Origin of the sequence: Anaerostipes hominis (ex Lee et al. 2021) (assembly GCF_002270485.1) — a bacterium.
In the GTDB taxonomy this organism is placed as follows: domain Bacteria; phylum Bacillota; class Clostridia; order Lachnospirales; family Lachnospiraceae; genus Anaerostipes; species Anaerostipes hominis.
Window position 1 is genome coordinate 227,335 of sequence record NZ_NQOG01000001.1, and the last position, 22,997, is coordinate 250,331.

Here is a 22,997-nt window from a genome sequence, read left to right on the forward strand (position 1 = left end):
TCATTTCTTGTAGAAAATGTCATGCCAGCCGGTAAACATCCCGGATGGCTTTAAGTCCTTTTATCATATCTTCTTTCTGCATTTTCGTAAAGCCTAAAATATACTGCTCCTTTTCGGGACCTCCGTCTATATAATACATCGAAAGAGGATAAACCCTGACTCCCCTTTTCAGCAGTTCTTTTTCAAACCAATCTGTATCCTGAATATGAAAATCAACGCGCACATGAAGGCCTGCTCCGGCACCGTAAACTGTGATCCGGCTGTCAATTTCCTTCAGCTTTTGAATCAGAAGATCGTGCTTTTCTTTATAAACATTTCTCATCCGGTTTAAGTGCCGTTCAAAATGACCTTCCGACAAAAAAGAGGTGAGTACACTCTGGTCGATCCTGGATACCGCACAGGAGAAAATACCCGCAGTCTTTCTGTATGCAGGCACAAGGCTTTTGGGCAGCACCATATAACCGATTCGTATGGCAGGGGCGATCGCTTTAGAAAAAGTACCCATATATATTACCTTATCACTCTCGTCGATGCCCTGAAGGGCCGGGATCGGCTTTCCATAGTACCGGAACTCACTGTCGTAGTCATCCTCGATAATATACCGTTCTTCCTTTTCTCTGGCCCATTTGATCAGCCGGCTCCTTCTGCCGATCGGAAGAACTACACCGGTAGGATACTGACGGGCGGGCGTGACATAGGCGAGATCCGCACCGCTCTGCTCCAGCTGCGAAACCCTCATGCCTTCCTCGTCCATGTCTACGGGAAGTACCTGAAATCCGAGTTCGCGGACCGTCTGATAGGCGTTTAGGTATGCCGGGTTTTCCATGGCCATGGTCCTGCCCTTACCCAGAGTCAGGCTCAGGAGAAACAGCAGGTTTTCAATCCCCGCTCCTATGATAATCTGGCTGGTGCCCACGTGGACGCCTCTGGACTGCCTGAGGTAATACATAATAGCCCTCCTCAGGCCTAAATCCCCCTGATTTTCTCCTTTTTGGAACAGCTCACTGTTGTCGTTCATCATGACTTCTTTCAGAAGCCGTCTCCATACATTATAGGGGAACAGAGTCATGTCGACTCCTACGGGAGAAAAATCAAAAGGGATCGGATCTTCCTCCTGCACCGGATCTTCCTCCTCTGTCTCCACGGGAATATTTAAAGACGCCAGGTCTTCCACCTGGCAGATAAAATATCCGCGCTTGGGCTTTGCCTCAATATATCCTTCGGCTGTCAGCTGGCCGTAGGCCAGATCGATCGTATTCCGGCTCAGGTCCATATGCTTTGCCAGCCTCCTGGTGGACGGAAGCCTGGACCCGCAGGGCAGAGCCCCACTCCGTATTTCATCCCGGATATAAGTATAAATCTGCCTGTAAAGCGGTTCTTTTTTTGTGTGATCCAGTCCGATGGTAAGCATCTGTCCCTCCCCAGCAGTTTTTCTAGTAATTCTTTACAGTGATTTTTTGAATGACAATGTCTTTTTTAGGTTTGTTTTCGGCCTTTGCATCTGACACAGTCTGAGCCTGGGCAATCTTGTCCAGAACATCGTATCCGTCATACAGCTGTCCGAATACCGTGTAGTCTCCGGTCAGAGACGGGTATCCTCCCTGGTCTTTAAACAGATTCCTCTGCGATTTTGTAAGCTCTATCGGAGAAGAATCCAGCATTTCATCAGTGATTTCCCTGTTCTGCACTACAAAAAACTGGCTTCCGTTGGTGTCGGGTCCTGCATTTGCCATACAGAGAGCGCCTCTTACCGGGATCAGTTTGTCGGAAGTCTCATTCTTGAACTCTTTTCCCCAGATGCTCTGCCCGCCTTTTCCTGTTCCCGTCGGATCGCCTCCCTGGATCATGAAATCTTTGATGACCCTGTGAAAAATAATTCCGTCATAATATCCGTTGGATGCCAGAGTCAAAAAGTTCTTGACTGCCAGCGGGGAGTCTTTGAGGAAAAACTTAAACTTCATTGTTCCGTAACCCTTGACTTTCACAATGGCAACCGTCTCCCCTTTGGACGGTTCCCCGATCTGCACAGTCTTTTTAGCTCCGTTGATCCTGATCTCTTTATATTTGCTGAGTACCTTTGCCTCTGTGGATGTCCGGGCGGTGGTTTTTGCTTTCTCTGTTTTCTCCTGTTTTTTTCCGGTCTGGCATGCACAAAGCGCTAATGTGCAGAGGATCAGCCCCCCTGCGATCAGTTTCTTTTTCATGAATCTGTTCTCCTTTACTGTTCTGTGATTTTATCTGCCGGAAATACGATTCCGGTCTGCCGTCTGGCTTCGTCTATGATCTTCATTTCCATGACAGAAGCTTCCAGATATGGATGGTCTGTCTGCCCTGTCTCTATCAGTTCCACAAAGGTCTGTGCTTCGTAATTCATCGGGTTGGAACGGCTGTCACATTCAATGATCTCTTCGCTGCCGTTGTTGTAAAGAATCTTGATCTCTCTTGGATTCGGGCACTCTGACACGATCATGCAGCCCTTCTCTCCCTGGATCTGGGTCGGAAGCTTGGAATTGGTGATCTTTGAGTAAATGACTTCCGCCTGTTTATCCCCATAGGACGCGATGAGAGAGCCTGCCCCGTCCACACCGTTGTCCAGGAATATGGCATCTGCCAGTATTTTTTCCGGCATCCCGAATAAAGCTGCAAGAAAATGCACGCAGTACACGCCGATGTCCATAATGGCTCCGTTGGAAAGCTCGGGCTTAAAAGCATTTTCAATAATTCCGTTTTTAAACTTGTCATATCGTGAAGAATACTGGCAGTACTGGATCGTGGCACGGCGCACGGTGCCGAGCTTAGGAAGATGTTCTTTCATTGCTTTAAATCCGGGTGTATGTACGGACTTCATGGCTTCCATAAATACGACCTGGTTTTCCTTTGCCGCCTGAATCATCAGTTCAAGCTCCGTTAAATTGGATGCCACAGGCTTTTCACATAACACGTGCTTTTTGTGGTTGAGCATCATCATCGTGTGCTTAAAATGACAGTAGGTAGGGCTTGCCACATAGACCGCATCGATCTCAGGGTCCTTTGCCAGTTCTTCATAATTATCATATACCTTATCGACCCCGTATTTGGCCGCAAATTCTTTCCCCTTTTCCATTGTCCTTGAATAGACCGCTGAAAGCTCGATCCCTTCGACCTCCCGGATGCCTTCCAAGAGCCAATCCGTGATAAAATTCGTTCCTATACATGCCAACCGTACCATAATTTCCTCCTTATACCTAAATGCAATTTAGCCTCTGGCACATCGGGGCAAAAATGCACCGACGGTACCGGAGGCTTTCAGGACCGGAAGATAAAATTCCTTCTAGTCCGCTGTTTCAAACTGACTGTTATAGAGGTTCGCATAGAAACCGCCTTTCGCAAGCAGTTCCTCGTGATTTCCCTGTTCTACGATATCCCCGTGGTTCATGACGAGAATCATATCAGCATCCTTGATCGTAGAAAGACGATGTGCGATGACAAAACTGGTCCTTCCTTCCATCAGATTATCCATGGCTTTCTGTATCCGCTCCTCCGTCCTTGTATCAACGGAACTGGTAGCTTCATCTAAGATCAGGATCTTAGGGTCGGCCAGGATCGCTCTCGCAATGGTCAGAAGCTGTTTCTGTCCCTGGGAAATGTTATTGCTCTCCTCATTTATTATCATATCATAACCTTTCGGCTGTGTCTCGATAAAATGATGGGCAAATGCAGCTCTTGCCGCTCCCTGGATCTCTTCTTCGCTGGCGTCTAACTTTCCGTACCGGATATTATCACGGACGGAAGCATTGTAAAGCCATGTATCCTGTAGAACCATTCCAAACATCTGCCGGATATCGCTTCTTTTAAAGTCTCTGACATCATAACCGTCGATCTTGATCGATCCGCCGCTGACATCATAAAATCTCATCAAAAGTTTGATCATCGTCGTTTTTCCTGCGCCTGTCGGCCCGACGATAGCGATCTTCTGTCCTTCTTTGACTTCCACGGAGAAATCGTTAATGACCCTCTGTTTTTCATTGTACCCGAAGGATACATGTTCAAAGGTCACATTTCCGTCCAGCGAAGACACATCCACAGGATTCTCCTTTACTTCTTCTTCCTCCTCTTCTTCGAGGAATTCAAAGACACGCTCTGCGGAGGCCGCGGTCGTCTGCATCATATTGCCGACCTGGGCCAGCTGGGTGATCGGCTGGGTAAAGTTTCTTACATACTGGATAAATGACTGGATCTGCCCTACCTCAATGGTATTCTTGATTGCCAGAAAGCCTCCCAGGATCGCAACGACCACATAGCCAAGGTTTCCCACAAACTGCATCAGTGGCATCATTGCCCCGGAGAAGAACTGAGATCTCCATGCTGAATTATATAATTTTTCATTTACTTTTTCAAACTCTTCCACAACACTCTTTTCTTTATTGAATACTTTTACGATGTTGTGGCCGCTGTAAATTTCCTCTACCTGGCCGTTGACTTCCCCAAGCAATGCCTGCTGCGCCTGGAAATAAGGCTGGGATTTTTTCATGATTGCCCCGATCATCAGGAAGGAAACCGGAAGGATCACGACCACAGCGACCGTCATCGGAACACTGATCCTGATCATCATAACGAACACACCGATAATGGTAGCCACAGAAGTAATGATCTGTGTCATACTCTGATTCAGACTCTGTCCCAGAGTATCCACATCGTTGGTGATCCTTGAGAGCACTTCACCAAACGTTCTGCTCTCAAAATATTCCATCGGCATCCTGTGGATCTTTTCAGAAATATCTTTTCTCATCTGGTATGTGGTGTTGTTGGACACGTGGGTCATAATCAGTCCCTGGAGGAATGAAAATGCCGCAGATGTCAGGTACAGTCCGAGAAGCGTCAGCAATATGCCCCGTATCTTGGAAAAATCAATACCGCCGGTTCCCTGGACTTTTTTTACCAGTCCGTTAAAAATTTCAGTTGTGGCATTTCCCAGTATGGTTGGGCCTACAATGTTGAATACCGTACTGGCAATGGCAAACAAAATAACAAAAGCGATGGCGCCGTAATATCGTCTCATGTATTTTAAAAGCTTTTTGATGGTTCCTTTGAAATCTTTTGCCTTTTCTCCGCCCTGCATCGGGCCGTGACCCATTCTCCTGACTGGTCTTCTGTTCTGATTACTCATGTTCTGCAGCCTCCCCTCTGGCTTTTGCAAAATCGTCCTCAGATAACTGGGATTTTGCAATCTGTAAGTAGACCGGACATGACTCCAGCAGTTCTTCATGAGTTCCTGTGCCCACGACACGGCCCTCATCTAAGACAACGATCTGGTCTGCGTGCAGTATCGTACTGATCCTCTGCGCAACGATCAGGGTCGTGCTTCCCTTTGTCTCTCTGGCCAGTGCCTGCCGAAGTGTCACATCCGTCTTATAATCAAGTGCGGAAAAGCTGTCGTCAAAAATGTAGATCTCCGGGTCCTTGGCGACCGCCCTGGCGATGGACAGCCTCTGTTTCTGTCCTCCGGATACGTTGGAGCCTCCCTGGGCGACCGGAGAATCATATGCCTCTTTCTTTTCTTCGATGAAATCTGCAGCCTGTGCAATCCTTGCCGCTTTCTTCACCTCTTCTTCGGATGCATCCTCTTTTCCGTAACGCAGGTTCGAGTCGATGGTTCCGGAAAACAGGACACCCTTCTGGGGTACATAGCCCAATTTATCTCTTAATTCCGACTGTTTTACCTCCCGGATATCCACTCCGTCAACAAAAATGCTCCCCTCCGTCACATCAAAAAACCTTGGGATCAGATTGATCAGCGTAGACTTTCCGCTTCCTGTGCTTCCGATAAACGCCGTGGTCTTTCCCGAAGGCGCCGTAAAACTGATGTCGTGGAGCATATCCTCTCCTGCATCAGGATATCGGAAAGAAACATGCCTGAATTCCACTTCTCCCTTTTTCTCATTCAGAAATTTTTTCGGCTGTTTTGGATCTTTGATCATGATCTCCATGTCTAAAATTTCATTGACACGCTCTGCTGCCACCTGGGCTCTCGGCATCATAATGGATACCATGGATATGAAAAGGAATGACATGATGATCTGCATCGCATACTGGATGAATGCCATCAGATCTCCCACCTGCATCCTTCCCAGGTCAATGTTGTCTGCTCCAACATAGACGATCAGGACTGTCATGGCATTCATAATCAGCATCATGAGCGGCATCATAAAAGTCATCGCCCTGTTGACAAACAGGTTGGTCTTCATCAGGTTCTTATTGGCCGTATCAAACCGTTCTTTTTCGTGCTTTTCGGTGCTGAATGCACGGATGACAGGAAGTCCGGTCAGGATTTCCCTGGATACAAGATTCAGCCGGTCAATCAGCTTCTGCAAAACCTTAAATTTTGGCATGGCCACTGTAAACAGGACTAAAATTACGGTCATGATCGCCACGACTCCGATGGCAATGGTCCATGTCATGTCCACATTGGTCTTCAGTACTTTATAGATGCCTCCAAGCCCCATCAGCGGTGCAAATACAACGATCCGGAACATCATGGTCACAAACATCTGGATCTGCTGGATATCATTCGTGCTCCTGGTGATCAGGGACGCCGTGGAAAACTTATCAAACTCTGAGTTCGTAAAATCCATGACTTTTTTAAAAATATGGTCACGGAGAATCCTGCTCAGTCTGGCTGCCAGTTTTGCAGACAAAAGCACGACGGTTACGGACACAGCCATAGCCAGCAGCGCAAGCCCCACCATAATGGCTCCGGTCCTTAACATATAGTTGGTCTGTATCTGGTCTAAATCAAGTCCCATGGCCTTATATTCAGCTTTTACAAAAGAGATCGCGGCCTGGCTGATGATGCTTTCCGGCATGTCGTCAATGCTCTTTCCCTTGAATTTCTGCGCCATCCTGGCATTTTCTTTGGTCTGGCCGCTTTGCTCCATCATTTTCATTTCCAGCATCAGCATCGGTTTTGACAGGATTATGTCTAAGTCCTCCCTCTCCTTTTTACTGATGTCTTTTCTCACATAGAGACGGCCTTTTTTATAAGAACTATAATCTGAGTCTTTCACCTGTTTTCTCGAATATAATTCATAGGCATCCTTCACTTTCTCTGCATCCTTTGGCTTCATCATTCCCATGAGTGCCTTCATGGACTCTTCCCGGACGGCATCCGGCACTGCGTCCTCAATTCCGCCCTGCTGGATTCCCACATTGACGATATTGGACGTATACGTCGGGATCGTCAGTTCACAGCTGACCTGCACACACAAAAGCAAAACAATACATGCGATCGGGATATATGCTTTTTTCAGATATCGGAATATTTTCAGCATGATGTCTCCTTTCTACGATTATTCCTTACATTTACAAGTTTCTATTTCCAAATCAACTAATTTATCAAGCCCCTCATAAAACTTTGTGAGCAGCCGGAACAGTTCTTCTTTTTCCTCTTCCGTGAAGGTCTTCATGACCTGATTTTTGATTTCGACGGTAGCTTCGGAAATTTTCTCATAGATCTGCCGGCCGTGCTCCGTGAGATACACGAGGCTCCTCCTCTGATCTTCCGGATCCTGCTTCCTGATGACAAACTTTCTTTTTTCAAGCCTGCGGATCATGACATTGATCGTTGAAGGCTTAATGCCCAATTTATCTGCAATTTCCTTCTGAGTCACTCCTTCTTTCTTGTAAAGGCCGGTGATCAGCGGCATCTGCCCCGGATGCAGACCTGCCTCTTTTAAATAGGCAAATCCGATTGCAAAATTCTTATGGTTGATCTTCAGAAGCAGGTGATAAATGCCGTCATCTTCATACATGATGACTCCTTTCTAAAACTTTGAAAAAATACATTAGTTGTCTAATCATTAGTTGACTAATAGTTATCATAGCACAGTGCAAATGGAAATACAAGAAAAGAATTATGAATATTTAGTAACGTTTTTTGGTCCGAAAATCATTCTGAAAAAGGTCCTGATCTCTCTCCAGGCCTCTTTGCTTTCCGGCAGCATTCCCATCGCCAGTTGAAACACATGGAACATGTCGGGATAGACACTGTATCTCACCGAAACACCGCTTTCCTTCGCCTTTCTTGCCGCTCTCAGTGTATCGTCCAGCAAAACTTCCCTGCCGCCTGCCTGAAACAGCATCGGAGGAAATCCATGATAATCTCCGAACAGCGGAGAAATATATGGATTGTTTACATCCTCACTTCCCGGATACAGAGAATCATAAAGCATCGTGACCTTTGATCTGCCGAACAGCGGATCTCTCCCGTAGTTATACTTAAGACTTTCTCCGCTCAGCGTCAAATCCGTCCACGGTGACATCAAAATAAAACCTGCCGGCATGGAAATTCCATGATCCTTCAGATATAATCCGAGAGCCAGCGCAAGTCCTCCCCCCGCCGAGTCGCCTGCAACCACAATCTTTTCCGGCAAAAACCCCTTCTCCTCTGTCAGCCATCGGTAGGATGAGACAGCGTCTTTAAGCGCCGCAGGAAACGGATGTTCCGGCACAACCCGGTAATCCGGTGACAGGACACTTCCTCCCCCGCTGCAAATGGAGTACTGAAGGGCTGCTCTTCGGTATGCGTTTCTAAGAGTCCCGATATATCCGCCGCCGTGAAGCTGCAGAACTGCCAGGTCATTTTTATCCTGATCCGGAAATAAAAATTCCATTTGAAAATTCTCATGTGCCCGTTTCTCGTTTGTATATCCTTTCGGACACTTCCACCGATATTCCTTCGGATTCTGGTGTCCCATGCCGGTGGCATACGTCCTTCCTCTGGGTGTCGCTGTAAATCCTCTGATGCATTGAACGGCCATCTGTCCGCGCAAACTTGCTCGTTTCATAGTATGCTCCTTCTCTGATTAAGTGTGAAATCTTCTGGCCAGTTCATTTTTCCCCTGCTTGTTTCCCGCCGCTAAAATAACAAATACCGTCAGCACTGAAATTCCGCAGGAGATCCATGCGATCAGCGGCTGTTCAAAGAGTCCGAACAGGTACATGATAACCGGTATCACACTCAAGACCGCTATAAAGATCAAGTACATCAGATAACTGTACCATGTCTTTCTGTTTACTAACACCAGCACTATCACTGCCAGGTCTGCCGTTAGGATCAGCCCCGGTATGACATAAGCCGCAGACCATCCTTCATATCCGATGACATAGTCAATGACAGATACCAGGATTCCTCCGCCGATTACCTCCACAACAATTTTTGCAGCCAGATTTCTCCTGTGTACAATCGAATAGGATACAGTCACCATCAGATATAAAATACTTGCAAGGACGATTGCCGACCAAAGGAATCCATTATATGTAATATAATTGATGATTCCCATAAGAACTGCAATCATACCAAGCAGAATAAAAAAAATATTTTTAATCCCGTAAAGCCTCTCTCTTTCTTCTTCCGGATCAGGGTACATTCTCTCCGGCTGAAAGGGTTTTCCGTCGTCAATCAGTACCCTGTTGCAGAGCGGGCACGTCACTGTCTCATCCAGGACTTCCACCTGGCAATTCTTACACCTTTTCATTGATTACCCCATTGCTTTCTATGGCTACTTTGATTCCTTCCTTCGCCAGATTTCTGAAAAAAGCTTTCTGCAGATAGCTTTCCTGGAATACCGACGTAAATGTGATGACCGCCTGGTCTTTATAACTCAGCATGGCGCATTTCATCTCCTGTGTCTTGAAGACACCCATCATCACATGAAATTTCTCGATCTCATCCTCATATCCGGGAAGCACTTTGATCTGTCCCAGGTTGGACAGCGTAGTAGTCGCTGACTTGCTGGAACGCCTGAACTTATAACTTAGTCCAAGGTTTTTCACAGCCAGCGGCAGAATCCGTATAAATGGGTTCTTCTCTGCTGAAACATTATAGGACAGCACCTCCTCGATCTTTTCCTTTTTAATCTTTTCGTCCATCTGCCGGCTGACTTCAGAAAGGACCTCCTGAAACGTATGGTCCTCCCCCCTGGATAAAAATTCTATCAACGTCACCGCATAAAAGTTGCTGGTCGTACTGGAGTCAAAAAAAGCCCTTAAATTGATCGGCAGATTAATCCCGATAGGATTTTTATCCTGCTGCCTGTTCATGTATTCTTCATATATACTGTATATTAATACGGCGGTCAGATATTTAGTGACACTGACCCCGCAGCTCCTGCAGGTTTTCTTCAGATCCGCAATACTGACATAACCGTGTATGACGCTGATGGCGCCTCCGTAAATCCTTCTTCCTTTCATCTGATAAGCTTTTTGCGTGCTGTAACCCTTTCCCTTTTTCTTTCTGTAATGCTTAAAGTAACTGTCTTCCTGATCCAAAATACATTCTTCGCTCGGAGAATATTTTTTCATCTCTCCTTTGGACTCGTTCCTGAGCAGATCAATATAGCGGTAAGTGAGCTCCTTTAAAAACGTGATGGCTCCCATGCCGTCTGAGACAGCGTGGAATACTTCCAGATTGATCTTCCTTCTGTAATAGGAAACACGGAACAGAAACTTCCTCCTTCCATGGGGATCGATATACCGACAAGGATACTCGGTCTCATCCTCCACCTGGGGCCGGTTCTTATTTTCTTCAAAATAAAACCAGAAAAATCCCCTTCGAAGCCGCACCCGAAACACGTCAAACCACGGAAGGACATCTTCCAGCGCTCTCTGGAGCAGTTCCGGACGTACTTCCTCTTTCAGAGTGGCTGAGATACGGTAAACATGGCTGATCTCCCTGTTTGCGATCACCGGAAAAAGCTGGGCCGTATTGTCAAGCTTCCTCCATGTAATATGATCTTCTCTCTTTTTCATAATTCTTACCTTCCCAAAAAGCAAAATTAAAAGAAATTTCTATCTATAAACAAAAAGCTGCCAAACTTAATTGACAACTTTTCGGGTGTTATAAACAGTTTTACAGCACAGTCGGAGGACAGCATCTTTTGTTGAGAAGATACCACCTCCAGAAGACATTATGACCATTTTCTACATGATTGGAGTGAGGCATTCTAAGAGCTGAACGGAAATCATGTGGAAAATGTCACGCATTTCTTCCGCAGCACTTTTTGTATTTCTTGCCGCTGCCGCAAGGACACGGATCATTTCTTCCGATCTTCTCGCCTTTTACAACTGTCGTGGATGATTTCTGTTCTTTATATAACTCTTTTCTTCTCTCTTCTGACAGAATATCATTCCACTGTTCCAGCTCATACAGCCATTCTGCACGGCATGCAACCATGTTGTAGTATAATTTTTCAAAGTCGATATCTAAAGTTACTTCTGTATCTTCCTCCATCTCCTCGATCGGATTCGGAGTTTTCAGACTGTCATTGATCCCATCCAGAAAACCTACAAAGAACTGAAGTTCAGTCTCGTATTTTTCTGCCAGCTCTTTGACGGTTCCTTTTTCTACAAAGTCTTTATCTGATAATAACTTTTCGTAAATCTCTTTTTCGATTCCAAAATAGGAAAGCCAAAACTGCTGTCCTTCCTGTGTACGGTCGTCAAATTTATACGCATAGTCGCGCCATTCCTGAAGTAATCCCATGATTTATCCATCCTTTTACTGATTTTATTGCTTTCGTGATACTTAAGATACTATAACAAATTTAAAATATTTTTTCAATCTGTGTATAAAAATAATTACAGGGGACATACTCTTAATGTCTAATCAATAGATTAGAATACTTATCCTCCCCTTTACGTGCAGGAGGCCTTGAGTTTCAGGGTCTTCTGCATGTTTTTTATTTAATTGAGGGGCCGTGGAGCTGAAATAGACTTGCCCACTTTGTTCTCTGCTAAAACAGATTTCGTACAATCAATTCCCTATTCCGCAATTCGTATTTTTCCTCTATAAGTAAGTTATAAAAAAATCGTTCCAGATATTTAAATTCTATTCAAATCCCTTTTGGATAGTTTGCATAGTTAGAACGCACAAGAGCGTTTCTGAAATATTGAGCATGTTTCTGAAACATATCGTTATTGACTGGAAAACCAATACTGTTTAAATATCGTTCGATAAATACCGCAGTAGTTCTCGTATTTCCTTCTCTAAACGGGTGAGCAACATTCATTTCTACATATTTTTCAACAATTTTATCGAAAGTTGGTTGTGGCATTTTATTAACACTCTGCAATGCCGCTTCCAAATTATTGAAAAATCCCGAATCAAACATCTGAACTGCATTCTTTTTACTAATTAATTCTTCTGTTTTGTAATTCTTCCGTAATGCAAATCCCAAGATTTGTATGCCTCTCGATCGAATTCATACCATCCTCAATATATGCCCATGTTTCTTTATATTCGCCCTCAACAGAAAAATCCGATTCACAGATAAACTTGACAAATCCTTCCAGATTTTTCTATATCTTATAGCAAACGCATATGCATCATCTTCCTTGTCCTCATCTGTACTGTTTCTCTTATTATGTAATACATGATCTAAATTACAAGACATATAATACACTTTATAAGGAATCTTCCAGATTTGTCCTGTGCTCGTGAGACGATACAAATTTTCCTGTTTCTGCTGATTACGTCTGATAATTGCCTGTCGATTCAATGTGTGAATTCCATCAGATTCATACAAAATCTCATTACAATCCTGTTCTTCCAATATTCGATCCTCAGGAATATACGCACCATCTGTATCAACAATATGAATGATTTGTTTAAAGTCTTTTGCTGTATAATGATGCGATTTTGCATAACCACGCACCTCATTTCCTATTTTGGAAATAATATTTTGTGAAGTTACTCCTGTTCTGGTAGTAATATCACCGTGCATGATATAAACATACACCGAATCTTTATCATATACTTGATTCAACATGACACCCAGAGCAGCATTGTCTGAAGGACCTTCTACAATGACAAGTACAATTTTCTTACGAGCCAAATACTTCACCCGCCTCTCTGAACGCTAAAGCTATCTCATAATTATTGGTCGGATTATAAACCGGCTCATTCTGTTCACCTAAAACAATATCTCGATAATAGAAATCCCGGAGATTATTGTTTCCTTTCACATTTGTCATACGAATGTAACGATTATCCGGATTTGTTGTTGTAAAAGCAATAAATCCCTTATCAATCGTTTCCAACGGCCTAAGATTATGAGATGTAAAGATCAACTGCCCTTTTCCTCTTTCGGATATAATATTGAGAAGTTCGCCTAATAAATATTCAAAAATTCCGGCATCCATTTCATCAATAGCAACTGTAATAGATGGATTGTTATATACAACAATTAACAACTGTAAAATCGAAACAATTTTTTTAATTCCTTCTGACTCATATTGAAAAGGAATTGCTTTATTATTTTTTAAAGACATCAATTGAATAAGCCTTCCAATCTTACCATCCTTCGAAACCATCGGTCCCAAATCAACAATATCAATTGTTAGGCCCGGAATGATTTCTTCTAAAACAATGTTCATATTAGAAATAATTTTTTTCACCAGTTCCATTGCATCCTCCGGAATTGGAGCTGCCACATTCAGGGGCAGCATTAAATTTCCAACAGTTTCTGAATTTTTTTCTTTATACTTAAATGCCAACGGCAAGGCATTCATGCTAATCAATCCCGAATTTTCCGTGTCAATAACAAAAAGTTCTCTGTTTCCAAATGTGTATAACCCTTCAATTAATGCCATATATTTTTCGTTCTTACAGTTTTTCCTAAAGGCATTTATCATTTCTCGTGAAAAAACGAATGTTCTTCCCTGCGTCTGAACAAGACGTTTCGTTACAAGCAATTCTGTAATATCATTTGTTACTTCACCTAAAAGTTCATTAAATTTCGACTTTGGCACAAACACTCCTGAAGTTCTTGTATCAACAAGTGGCCCCTTACGGACTTTTTCATCCTTTGAAGTGTATGCGAAGCTTAATACTTCATCATATATTTGTGTTTTATATTCCAGATCAGCATTTACGCCTTCTTCATTAGAATGTGTATCATCTATCATTTTCTTTAATGAAAATTGATACCAAATGTCATAACTGACTTCATCCCTTTGCATTTTAAATTGAAATTTTAAAGTAGCATGGTCTTCGTCAACATGAACATAATCCGCATATTTTTCCGGAATAGCCTTTCCACATAATGCAAATTTAAGCACTTGTAATGCATCAACTAACGCAGTTTTCCCTGAACCATTTTGTCCATACACCCCCACAATACTTGCACGATAATTTTTTTTGCGATTTGTAAGATCAAGGGTTCCGTACTTTACATTTTTAAAATTCTCTATAGTTATATTTTCTATCCTGACAAAACGTCCGCCCATAACAACCTCCATGCCCCTATATAATTCATATTTCTGTATTATTTCTATTGATGCTCCTATTATATCATTCCCTTATTTATAATTCAATATTCAATCTCATATTCTATACTTTTTGTTCCGCTTTTGTCCTTCGATTTTCTTGTCGTATTTATTAGAAAAACGCGGGCTCCACAATCAAATGAAATCCGCCAAAAATTTACGTATATACTATTTCATTCAACACAATCCCCTCCTGTGCCTCTTCATTCACATCTGCAAGATAAGCCCAGAGCCAACAGTTCAGTACCAGACCGTTAAACAATATCGGATTGCTATTTTTCAAAAATCACTGTCAACAGTCTGTGATCCGCTACACTTGGCGGAGATACATGCCATGCCCGGCGCACATAGAAAAGGAACACCCTTTTTTATAGGTATTCCTGAATTTTATATGTTATTTAATTTTATTATGGAGTGATACAAAGTAATTTGTTGCTGTTTATGCCACTTTTCCTTGGTGTCCCAATGTTACCTTTCCATCTCCAAATGCATGTACCTGCCAGATAGCAGAGGTAAATCTTGCTATATGACTCACTAATTCAAATTCATCACAGGCAAGATAATTAAAATGTCTTTCCTCTTCAAAATCATATTGGAATGTATCTTCAATCATAAAAAATTAGCATGCTTTACAGTCTCTCCATTCAAAATCGGGTCTGCTTTAGAAATATTATATGATCTGATCTCTCCCGCAATATCATAAATCCCCCGAAACAAGTATTTATGAATTGACTTCAGCACAGCCGGACTGAAAGTGAAAGAATCATCCTTCAATAGTTGTACAATACGGTTTGATACTAAGTCACATTCCATTCTTCGACTTATCCGGTCATCTTCCGTCATATTTTCGTAATGAGAATACAAAAGCTTTTCAACAGACTCATTCGATAATTTACCGTATATATTTTCCTTGGACAATTCTATCAGATAGTCTGATACCTCCAGATAATCCACTTCCTGTAATCCAATCGCAGTCTTCCAATATTCTTCATTCTTTCACCGCCTTTGTAGAGAGACTATCATAAGAGCTTAATGAAAAGATTGATGTTTCGCAGCCTACCATGTCCCATCATATGAAAATTTTGTGTGATTCCGGAGTTGTATCGGGCCGCAGAGAAGGCAAATGGACCTACTATTCAATTTCATCTGAAGGAGTGTTCTTTGCCCTTCGGACTTTGCATGCACTGACAGGCAAAAAATTATCGTAAAAATTTAGTGGTGACCTGAGCAATCATAAAGATCGCTGCGAAAATTATTTATACTCTATACATAAATACATTTATATATATCTATATATAAGAAAGGGCTTTAACAACATGGATACAATAAAATCAATATGGATTTTCTTTCAGAATGAAATCCTCGGAATGAATTGGCTGAACCAAATCATAAAAAAACTTTTAGAATCCTTTGGCCTTGATACCTCATCCAGGGTTGGAAACAGTATACAGTTTTTTATATATGACACGATGAAGATCATGGTGCTGCTGGGAATATTGGTCTTCCTAATCTCTTACATCCAAAGTTACTTTCCGCCGGAAAGAACAAAACGAATCTTTTAATGAATCTGATCATGTCCTGGATGTGCCGCAGGAATCTTTGTGCTTTAAAAACAGAGTCAAATATGCATGGAAGACAGCAAAAATCACAGTAAAAGGGGTCACACCATATATTTTGGCGGGTGTCGCCATAGGCGCGGTTATTCATAACTGTTTTGTGGGATACTTTTTCAATGTATTCCAGTATCTGTTTATATAAAGAAGAACGTCACACTCTGTCCAAAATCACCCCTTGTATCTTCTTTCTCTTCCCATTAAAATAGAAGAAACAAATCTATTGTGCGGGAGGTTATCTTTTGAATTACACACCATTAAAAAGAATCCGTTTAGAACATGCATTTAATATCAGGGATCTGGGCGGCCTGGAAACCGCGGATGGCTCAGTCATCCGATGGAACCGCCTATACCGCGGTGACTGTCTTGCATTCCTTTCTCCAGACGAATGGAAAAAGCTTGAGAAATGCGGGATTGTCTCTGTCATAGATCTTCGGAGCAGATCCGAGACACTCCTTATGAAAGATCAGGTTCCGGAGTCAATGCAGTATTATCACTGTCCCCTTCAAAAAGAAGAGATTGACTTTGAAAATGCTGCAGACTCAGCCTCAAAGGCCTTCACCAAAAGCCTGGCTGACGGTTATCAGAAAATGCTGTATGACAGTCCTGAGTTGATCGCCGGCACAGTGAAAACTGTCGTTCAATGTCTTAACAAAGGCGGAGTTCTGTTCCACTGTACCGCAGGGAAAGACCGGACCGGTGTTCTTTCTGCCATACTCCTAACACTTCTTGGCGCTGCCAGAGAAGACATCGTCGCAGAATATCAGGTTTCCTTTACATACAATCAGCGCGGCGTAAACAAAGCAGCCATGAAACTTCCTGACTATAAATCCATGCTTCCGATGCTCGGCTCAGATGCCGCCCATATGGAACAGCTGCTTAATTTGTTTGAAGAACTTCACCTTGTGTCCTATCTTACAAAACATGGATTGTCCGATCCTGAAATTACACATCTGAAAGAACTTGTCTTGGAAAGGAAAAACTCATGAAACAAAAAACAAAACGTATCCTGTCCATCCTTGTGATCCTGTCCATTTTTCTCGTCATAGGCCTCACTCTGTTTTGTGCATTTACCGGAAACGGAGCGTTCTACGGTATGCTGGCACTGATGTTTTTTTATCCGCTGCTCCTGTGGGTGCTTATTTTTCTATACAAAAAAAGTAAAGACTGAAACAGAAGGTGCTTCCCATTCCCGGAATGCACCTTCTGTTTTTAAAATCCTACGACTTGTCTTGTTCTCGGTATACTCGGTTCCTCCCCGATCATCCCATAAGATCTGAGCGTTGCAATCTTTTCCATATCTTCTTCATTGATCTCAAAATCAAAAACATCTGCATGTCCCCTGATACGCTCCATGCTGGACGCTTTCGGCAGCGGGACCACACCTTTTTGCATGATCCAGCGAATACAAATCTGAGCCACAGTACGGTCGTATTTTACGGCCATTTCTTTTAACAGCTCTCTTTTAAATGCCTGTCCCTGAATCAGCGGACTCCAAGCCTCCGGCACGATCTGGTTTTCTTTGCAGTAAGCGGCCATCTCTTCCTGAGGATGCTGCGGGTGAAGCTGCACCTGATTGACCATTGGCATGATCTTTGCATGGTTCTTTAATATTTCCAGATGTTCGATCATAAAATTGCTGACACCGATGGCTCTGATCTTACCCGCCTCATAAAGCTCCTCAAAAGCTCTCCATGTGTCAAGGATATCCTGCTCATAGTCGTCCTTATGCTCGATCACAACCGGCCAGTGAATGAGGTAAAGATCCAGATAGTCAAGGCCTAAATGTTCCAGTGTTTTATCAAATGATTTCTTTGCCTTTTCATATCCATGGTCTGCATTGGGAAGCTTGCTCGTAATAAACAGTTCTTCCCTGGGCACTCCGCTCTCGCGGATTCCTTTTCCTACACCTGCCTCATTGGCATATGCAGCTGCCCCGTCTATATGGCGGTAACCAGCCTGAATCGCCATTTTCACACTCTCACAAACCACATCGTCTGGGGACTTCCAGGTCCCAAAGCCAATACATGGAATTTTTACTCCATTTCTCAGCGTATATCCATCCTGTAAACTGTTCATGACTCATTCCTCCCTCAGGCTTTCCAAATATTTCCTGATATTTTTCTCGTATCCATTCTCTGTTGGTTCATAAAATACGGTTCCCATGAGTTCATCCGGAAGATACTGCTGTTTGACATAATGTCCCGGATAATCATGGGCATACCGGTATCCGATCCCCCGTCCCAGTTTGGACGCCCCTTTGTAACTGGCATCTCTCAGATGGTTTGGAACCATCCCGTTTTTTCTCTTTCTGACGGCCTCCAATGCCTGGTTCACAGCCATATAAGCCGCATTGCTCTTAGGCGCCCCCGCCACATAGGTCACCGCCTGTGCAAGAATGATCCTGGCTTCCGGAAGTCCGACCCTCTCCACAGCTAAAGATGCCGCGACCGCAACCTGCAGAGCCTGCGGGTCCGCGTTCCCCACATCTTCCGAAGCGCAGATCATGATCCTCCGGGAAATAAAGGTAACACTCTCTCCGGCATCGATCATCCTGGCCAGATAGTAAACTGCCGCATCGGGATCCGATCCCCTCATGCTCTTAATAAATGCAGAGATAATATCATAGTGGTTGTCCCCGCCCTTGTCATACCGCATGACCCGCTTCTGGATGCACTCCTGGGCCACGCCGATGTCAATCACGATCTGTCCGTTTTCTCCCGGTTCTGTGGTGAGGATTCCAAGTTCAATGGCATTCAGGGCACTCCTCGCATCGCCCTCGGCCATGTCTGCCAAAAAGTCCAGGGCTTCATCCGTAACCTTGGCCTGATAGATCCCCATGCCCTTCTCGTCGTCGGTCACGGCTCTGACCAGCAGCTTTTTAATGTCCTCTGCCTCCAGAGACTTGAGTTCAAAAACGTTGGATCTTGAGATGAGCGCCTGGTTTACTTCAAAGTAAGGATTTTCCGTTGTGGCCCCGATCAGGATGATTGTCCCGTCCTCTACAAAAGGCAGCAAAAAATCTTGTTGGGCTTTGTTAAACCTGTGGATCTCATCGATGAACAGAATCGTTTTTTTCTGAAACATCCCCAGTGCTTCTTTGGCCTCCTTCACGGCTTCCTGCATTTCCTTCTTGCCGGAGGTAGTGGCATTCATCTGCACAAAATTGGCCTGGGTTGTCTGGGCAATGACTTTTGCTAACGTCGTCTTCCCAGTACCCGGCGGCCCGTAAAAAATGATCGAGCTGAGTTTATCTGCCTGAATGGCCCGATAAAGCAGCTTGTCCTTTCCTATGATATGCTCCTGTCCCACGACTTCATCGAGGTTTTCAGGCCGCATCCTGCCGGCCAGCGGAGCTTCTTTCCTTCCGTTTTTCTGTCTTGCATAATCAAATAAATCCATATCTCCTCCTTTTTGGTAATCTTAACATAGGGGCCGATGAAAATCCACGCAAAATTAAGACTTTTTTTAGAAATAAGTCATGATTTTATATACACGATTTGATATAATGTCACTAGTATATTGATAAGAAACAATAAACCAAAACTGCGTATTGGAGTTATTATGGGTAAAATATTAGTAGAAAAGCTTTCTTACACTGAAGTCAGCAAAAATATCAGTCAGACAGAATACGAAAAGATACAGGAGGAATACCTGCTGTCCAGGTCTCCTGAAAAATACATGATCAGCATGCCCGTAAGAGTATTGATGTTTGAGGGGCTGGAGAGAGAACCGAATATCCGTTACTATATTTATGAGGAAGACCACACAAACTTTTTTTTCATTCAGAATCAGACCAGCGGACATGTGGTCCATAAGACAAAGTTTTCCCTGACACAGGAAGAAGTAGAAAAAATGCTCAGCGGAGATTATCAGTTCCTGCTGGACAGTGAAGAGCCGGCGATGAATTCTTTGTATTTCCAGTTCACCATCAATAAGCTCCATCCTACTTATAAAAAGGAATGTACCAGGAAGATCTTTCACCAGAATCGTTTTTTAGATATCGTGATTGATATTTCCATTAAAAGGACACCGTTTGAGGGCTCTGACTTTTTTACTCCGCAAAAATTATACGCTCAGAAAAAATCTTCGCTCAGGTGTCATACAAGACAGTATCTGACACTTTCAAAACCGATATCCTCCCTGCTGAAGTACAATGAACAGCTCCTACATAATCAGACGGGAAATGTCAATGCCGGCCGCTGACCCATAAAAGCGCTGCCTTCTTTGGTATACCGTATCTTAAATACAAAAGCAATTCACCCCTGAATTGCTTTTGTATTTTTTTTAATCTTCTGGTATTTTCCACGGGTCGCCATGCCGCCCCGTATGTGCCGCTCCGATTTGTTGAGATCCAGTACCTCTCTGGCCCTCCTGGCCAGGGACTGATTGATCTTTTCCAATCGTTCCGTCACATCTTTATGTACGGTAGATTTAGAGATTCCGAACACTTTGGCAGTTTGTCTGACTGTGGCTTTTTTATCTACGATATAATTGCCGACTTCTACCGCGCGTTCTTCAATGTACTCTTTCATAAAAATCCCCTGCATTCTCTGTTTTTACAGTGTATGCAGGGGCTCTAAGGCTTATTCCTTGATTTCGCCGGCTATTGCACAAGACTCAGAGCTAAGGCCGGATACTCACATAAAACACGATACATGGTAAATGGTAACTCATTTCCTATCACTTATACACGATCCGATTCAAAATGGTCAAAAAAACCTGCCAGTTGAAGTGCCGGACGATTGATATCTGCCAGTTCTACCGTCCTATCCGTCAGGTCAATATCCAGATTTCTTTTAATTTTACCGTCACTATGTCTCCTTAACTGTTATATATCTCTTTATTTAGTTCCTTTTCTTTTGAATTTATAATTACATTTGCCGCAGCGTCTCCTACTACATTCAACGTAATTACCGCCATTCCCGGAGGATAGTTCATCGCCAGAACCAACGCATATCCTATCATGCAAAGTTCCGAATTGAATCCCAGTCCATTCAATACCGCGAATACCATCGTAGTCCCGGCAACCGGAATCGCCGGAGTCCCCATCGATGTAGAAATAGAGAGAAATGCCGCAAGCACAAGGTGAGCCGGTGTGACATCAAGCCCTGCCGAGGTTGCAATAAATGTAATTGCCATCATGTGCATGACGGTAGTTCCATTCATATTTATTGTCATACCCGTAGGCAATACAAAGTTTGAAATCTCCTCACTGCATCCAAGCTCCTCGACACAAGTCTTTTTGTTCAAAGGGAGGGTAGCCGCTGAAGACTGTGTCGCCGCTGCAAAAAGTCCTACTTTTAATACCTTCCGGATAAATGTCAGTGGATTTAACCCTGTAGTAAACCAAACTCCCAATGGGTAGATCGTAAATACAAGCAGAATACAAATAAAAATTGTCGATACAATCCATGCCAGTGCAGGCCGAAGATACTCTACCCCATAAGTTGCAAAGGTTCTGCTAATCATACAGAAGATTGCAATGGGACTGATCTTATTAATCAGAAATTCCATGTACACACGAATCATCTCATTCAGACTCTCCAAAACCTTTTTAACGGGTTCTGACTGCTTTCTGAGTGCATTCATGGTAAGTCCGATGATAACCGCAATCACTACAACTGCAAGAATGCTCGTATTGGTCGTAAATACAGAAAAGATATTATTCGGCACTGCATTTACTATGGTTGTGAGCGGATTGTAAGAATCCATTGTTGCCAGATTCGATGTGTCCGCAGTGGGCAGCTGAACGGAAAACCAACCAAGTGTTTTAACCATGTATGCAAAACAGCCTCCCAAAAATGCTCCAACCACATAAAATGATATAAAGCAAAAAAGTGTCTTTCCGAAAATTTCCCCCAGTTTCCGCGGATTTGTCATACTGCACAGTGACAAGCTGAGTGATACCAGCACCAGTGGCACAATTGCCAATTGTAATCCATTCATAAACAACTGGCTTATAATGTAAAAAATACCGATTGACTTAAATCCGTCATCCTTTGTAATATCGTTAAAAAAGATTTTGTTAATTATATCCCAAACCTGCCCCATACCATTCGCATTCAAATACTCACGTAACAGCAGGAAGAGAATTCCCACACCAATGCCCCCAAACAATGCAATGGCCATTTTTTTCATAATGGACATTGGTTTCCTGTCCTGTCGCTTTCCCATCAAATTCCTCCGTTCTCCATGAACCATAAAAGGACCCTTGCGCATGTATCCCGTCTGAGATATAACATCCACAAGAGTCCTCTGCTTACACCGAAACACCTATATCCACGTTCCGGGATGCTTCTTTCTAATATATAAGCTTGATATCGTTCTCTTTGCAAAATTCCGCCCATCTGTCGTCTGGTCTGCGATCGGTAACCAGATAATCAATCTGATCCCATGACGCCAAATGCGCAAAAGCCGTTTTATCAAATTTGGAGTGATCCACGAAAAGCGCGACCTCATTTGCCTGTTTAATCATAACCTTCTTTGCTTCCGCTTCCGTCTCTTTAGAATCCATCACACCCTTTTCTATGTCAATTCCCTTACAGCTGATTAACAGAATATCCACATGATAATTGCGAATATTTTCTCTTGCTGTCTTTCCCTGCAAAGACAAGGTACTGCGGTTAAAGACTCCGCCGGTTAAAATGATGTTGATATCAGTGCTTGCCAGCTCTGCCGGCATGGCTGTTGAAGTTGTAAGTATCGTAATATCACGGCTGTTCTTCACCCTTTTGACAACTTCCATCACAGAGGTGCTCGCATCTGCGGCAATCGTACTTTTACCTCTTAAAATCGGTTCAAATACTGTTGCCATCCTCCGTTTCTCTTCTATATGGATTCCCGCTCTTTGATAAAAATGAATGCCTTCTCGTTGATTTTCAACATTCAGAACTGCACCGCCAAAGGTGCGGTTCAAAACCCCTTTGTTCTCTAATTTTTCCAAGTCGCGTCTGATCGTCTCCTCCGTCACGCCAAATGATGTACTCAATTCGGACACAATCACCTTTTTTTCTGTCTGAATCATTTTTTTGATCAATTCAAGCCTATCCTTTGCTGCCACTAACTCACTCCCCTTCTCTA

24 protein-coding genes and 2 pseudogenes are annotated in these 22,997 nt (G+C 43.4%); 5 read left to right on the forward strand and 21 right to left on the reverse strand.

The genetic code is table 11. From position 1 onward, the window contains the following. Positions 1 to 19: 19 nt before the first annotated feature. The 15 genes from CI597_RS01145 to CI597_RS18060 all read right to left on the reverse strand — a co-directional run bounded on the left by CI597_RS01145 (position 20) and on the right by CI597_RS18060 (position 15,255). Positions 20 to 1,411 carry a PLP-dependent aminotransferase family protein gene (locus CI597_RS01145; RefSeq protein WP_024726715.1) on the reverse strand — a complete coding sequence of 464 codons (1,392 nt, stop codon included), beginning with the start codon at positions 1,409 to 1,411 and terminating at the stop codon, positions 20 to 22. A 22-nt stretch (positions 1,412 to 1,433) separates the two neighbouring features. Next, on the reverse strand, positions 1,434 to 2,204 hold the full coding sequence (locus CI597_RS01150) for a peptidylprolyl isomerase (protein WP_024726714.1): 771 nt from the start codon (positions 2,202 to 2,204) through the stop codon (positions 1,434 to 1,436). A 14-nt stretch (positions 2,205 to 2,218) separates the two neighbouring features. Further along, entirely contained in the window at positions 2,219 to 3,208 is a 990-nt protein-coding gene (locus CI597_RS01155; protein ID WP_024726713.1) for a Gfo/Idh/MocA family protein, read from the reverse strand. A gap of 102 nt (positions 3,209 to 3,310) precedes the next feature. Next, positions 3,311 to 5,146, reverse strand: coding sequence for an ABC transporter ATP-binding protein (locus CI597_RS01160; RefSeq protein WP_024726712.1), 1,836 nt, complete (start codon positions 5,144 to 5,146; stop codon positions 3,311 to 3,313). After that, the gene (locus CI597_RS01165; RefSeq protein ID WP_024726711.1) at positions 5,139 to 7,307 is read right to left on the reverse strand and encodes an ABC transporter ATP-binding protein; all 2,169 of its coding nucleotides are present in this window, start codon (positions 7,305 to 7,307) and stop codon (positions 5,139 to 5,141) included. Before CI597_RS01165 ends, CI597_RS01160 begins: the two co-directional genes overlap by 8 nt. A gap of 18 nt (positions 7,308 to 7,325) precedes the next feature. Beyond that, the gene (locus CI597_RS01170; RefSeq protein WP_024726710.1) at positions 7,326 to 7,787 is read right to left on the reverse strand and encodes a MarR family winged helix-turn-helix transcriptional regulator; all 462 of its coding nucleotides are present in this window, start codon (positions 7,785 to 7,787) and stop codon (positions 7,326 to 7,328) included. 102 nt (positions 7,788 to 7,889) lie between these two features. Next, positions 7,890 to 8,822, reverse strand: a complete 933-nt coding sequence (locus CI597_RS01175) for an alpha/beta hydrolase (protein ID WP_024726709.1) — start codon at positions 8,820 to 8,822, stop codon at positions 7,890 to 7,892. Positions 8,823 to 8,840: 18 nt separating this feature from the next. After that, complete coding sequence (locus CI597_RS01180) at positions 8,841 to 9,512, reverse strand: DUF6320 domain-containing protein (protein WP_095142859.1); 672 nt, start codon at positions 9,510 to 9,512, stop codon at positions 8,841 to 8,843. Beyond that, positions 9,499 to 10,785 carry a hypothetical protein gene (locus tag CI597_RS01185; protein WP_024726708.1) on the reverse strand — a complete coding sequence of 429 codons (1,287 nt, stop codon included), beginning with the start codon at positions 10,783 to 10,785 and terminating at the stop codon, positions 9,499 to 9,501. Before CI597_RS01185 ends, CI597_RS01180 begins: the two co-directional genes overlap by 14 nt. Positions 10,786 to 11,011: 226 nt before the next feature. Then, the gene (locus CI597_RS01190; protein ID WP_024726707.1) at positions 11,012 to 11,518 is read right to left on the reverse strand and encodes an SEC-C metal-binding domain-containing protein; all 507 of its coding nucleotides are present in this window, start codon (positions 11,516 to 11,518) and stop codon (positions 11,012 to 11,014) included. Positions 11,519 to 11,867: 349 nt separating this feature from the next. Continuing rightward, positions 11,868 to 12,212 (reverse strand): Fic family protein, encoded by a 345-nt coding sequence (locus CI597_RS18305; RefSeq protein WP_330606997.1) that lies wholly within the window; start codon positions 12,210 to 12,212, stop codon positions 11,868 to 11,870. A 24-nt stretch (positions 12,213 to 12,236) separates the two neighbouring features. Further along, positions 12,237 to 12,869, reverse strand: a complete 633-nt coding sequence (locus CI597_RS01200) for a hypothetical protein (protein WP_235824515.1) — start codon at positions 12,867 to 12,869, stop codon at positions 12,237 to 12,239. Continuing rightward, complete coding sequence (locus CI597_RS01205; RefSeq protein WP_024726705.1) at positions 12,859 to 14,262, reverse strand: AAA family ATPase; 1,404 nt, start codon at positions 14,260 to 14,262, stop codon at positions 12,859 to 12,861. The genes CI597_RS01200 and CI597_RS01205 overlap by 11 nt, the downstream gene beginning before the upstream one ends. Before the next feature lie 478 nt (positions 14,263 to 14,740). Then, a complete protein-coding gene (locus CI597_RS17905) occupies positions 14,741 to 14,914 on the reverse strand; it encodes a hypothetical protein (RefSeq protein ID WP_155854002.1) in 174 nt (57 codons plus the stop codon). Then, complete coding sequence (locus tag CI597_RS18060) at positions 14,911 to 15,255, reverse strand: hypothetical protein (protein WP_024726704.1); 345 nt, start codon at positions 15,253 to 15,255, stop codon at positions 14,911 to 14,913. The genes CI597_RS17905 and CI597_RS18060 overlap by 4 nt, the downstream gene beginning before the upstream one ends. Positions 15,256 to 15,338: 83 nt before the next feature. On the opposite strand from CI597_RS18060, the pseudogene CI597_RS01210 reads away from it, so the two are divergent. The 4 genes and pseudogenes from CI597_RS01210 to CI597_RS01225 all read left to right on the forward strand — a co-directional run. Beyond that, positions 15,339 to 15,509: pseudogene (locus CI597_RS01210) on the forward strand (ArsR/SmtB family transcription factor); the annotation flags it as partial. A gap of 108 nt (positions 15,510 to 15,617) precedes the next feature. Further along, positions 15,618 to 15,854: pseudogene (locus CI597_RS19655) on the forward strand (permease); the annotation flags it as partial. Between the two features lie 302 nt (positions 15,855 to 16,156). Next, the gene (locus tag CI597_RS01220; RefSeq protein ID WP_024726702.1) at positions 16,157 to 16,903 is read left to right on the forward strand and encodes a tyrosine-protein phosphatase; all 747 of its coding nucleotides are present in this window, start codon (positions 16,157 to 16,159) and stop codon (positions 16,901 to 16,903) included. Then, positions 16,900 to 17,085 (forward strand): hypothetical protein, encoded by a 186-nt coding sequence (locus CI597_RS01225; protein ID WP_024726701.1) that lies wholly within the window; start codon positions 16,900 to 16,902, stop codon positions 17,083 to 17,085. Before CI597_RS01220 ends, CI597_RS01225 begins: the two co-directional genes overlap by 4 nt. Positions 17,086 to 17,126: 41 nt before the next feature. On the opposite strand, the gene CI597_RS01230 is transcribed toward CI597_RS01225, so the two are convergent. Beyond that, entirely contained in the window at positions 17,127 to 17,993 is an 867-nt protein-coding gene (locus CI597_RS01230; RefSeq protein WP_024726700.1) for an aldo/keto reductase, read from the reverse strand. Between the two features lie 3 nt (positions 17,994 to 17,996). Then, a complete protein-coding gene (locus CI597_RS01235) occupies positions 17,997 to 19,316 on the reverse strand; it encodes a replication-associated recombination protein A (RefSeq protein WP_024726699.1) in 1,320 nt (439 codons plus the stop codon). Positions 19,317 to 19,478: 162 nt separating this feature from the next. Between CI597_RS01235 and CI597_RS01240 the strand changes: the two genes are divergently transcribed. Further along, positions 19,479 to 20,120: a hypothetical protein gene (locus CI597_RS01240; RefSeq protein ID WP_024726698.1), complete on the forward strand. Its 642-nt coding sequence runs from the start codon at positions 19,479 to 19,481 to the stop codon at positions 20,118 to 20,120. Between the two features lie 53 nt (positions 20,121 to 20,173). On the opposite strand, the gene spoIIID is transcribed toward CI597_RS01240, so the two are convergent. The 4 genes from spoIIID to CI597_RS01260 all read right to left on the reverse strand — a co-directional run bounded on the left by spoIIID (position 20,174) and on the right by CI597_RS01260 (position 22,977). Further along, positions 20,174 to 20,449, reverse strand: a complete 276-nt coding sequence (gene spoIIID / locus CI597_RS01245) for a sporulation transcriptional regulator SpoIIID (RefSeq protein ID WP_024726697.1) — start codon at positions 20,447 to 20,449, stop codon at positions 20,174 to 20,176. A 152-nt stretch (positions 20,450 to 20,601) separates the two neighbouring features. Next, complete coding sequence (locus CI597_RS19305) at positions 20,602 to 20,718, reverse strand: hypothetical protein (protein WP_081723786.1); 117 nt, start codon at positions 20,716 to 20,718, stop codon at positions 20,602 to 20,604. Positions 20,719 to 20,738: 20 nt separating this feature from the next. Next, the gene (locus tag CI597_RS01255; protein WP_024726696.1) at positions 20,739 to 22,091 is read right to left on the reverse strand and encodes a dicarboxylate/amino acid:cation symporter; all 1,353 of its coding nucleotides are present in this window, start codon (positions 22,089 to 22,091) and stop codon (positions 20,739 to 20,741) included. Positions 22,092 to 22,218: 127 nt separating this feature from the next. Further along, entirely contained in the window at positions 22,219 to 22,977 is a 759-nt protein-coding gene (locus tag CI597_RS01260) for a DeoR/GlpR family DNA-binding transcription regulator (RefSeq protein WP_024726695.1), read from the reverse strand. Positions 22,978 to 22,997 lie beyond the last annotated feature (20 nt).